At 48.5% G+C, this 769-nt stretch carries 1 protein-coding gene; it reads left to right on the top strand.

Translation table 11 applies throughout. From position 1 onward, the window contains the following. Positions 1-140: 140 nt before the first annotated feature. Positions 141-769 (top strand): NAD(P)-dependent oxidoreductase (locus tag FC47_RS10220; RefSeq protein ID WP_268888871.1); only part of this gene is annotated, 629 nt, incomplete at its 3' end.

Genomic DNA, 769 nt, shown 5'->3' with positions numbered 1-769 from the left:
TAATAGTTAATTCCCAGCCTCTTGAGTGGGGGCTTTCCTCCCGTCACTAAAGTAACGGGTATCCAGCCTATGTATTATCAATGAAAGTACTACATATTGGCAAGCAGGGCAACTTGTAGCGGTTCGCGGCTGCTAACGGTTTGGTTGATTTAAAGTCGGATCTACCAGTTGAAGAATACCTTCGTCAAGCTGGTGACGCGGACTTTATTATTGTTGATGCCATTACGACGATCTCAGATGAATTGATTCGGCAAATGCCTAATCTGTTGGTGATTCATTCGGAAGGCGTTGCTTTTAACGCGATTGACCTAAAAGCGGCAGATGAATGCGGCGTCTACGTTTGCAACGCTAAGGGCATGAATGCAATGGCAGTGGCTGAGCAGACAATCTTATTGATGGTCGGGATGTTGCGTGATGTTGTCGCAAACGATGCGGCAGTACGGAACGGTCACCAGATTGAAGCTAAGGGCGCCTACATTCAAAATGCCAGCCTGCTTGAACTAGCCGGCTGCAGCGTGGGACTGATTGGCTTTGGCGATATTGCTCGCAAGACAGCCGGCCTCTTGAAAGCTTATGGCGTCAAAAACATCTACTACTACAAGCGTCACCGACTGGATCCAGAACAAGAGCAGCAATATGGCGTGCAGTATCGTGAATTGGATGACTTATTGGCACAGAGTCGGATCGTCAGTCTGCACCTGCCAGTAACCAAAGCAACGTGGCAGATGGCAGATCAAGCCTTTTTTCCAAAATGCAGCCAGGCAGCTAC

Source organism: Limosilactobacillus mucosae DSM 13345, from assembly GCF_001436025.1.
GTDB classification, from domain to species: domain Bacteria; phylum Bacillota; class Bacilli; order Lactobacillales; family Lactobacillaceae; genus Limosilactobacillus; species Limosilactobacillus mucosae.
The sequence above is the reverse complement of the archived record's forward strand: the minus strand, read 5'-3'. Positions and strand labels throughout refer to the sequence as shown.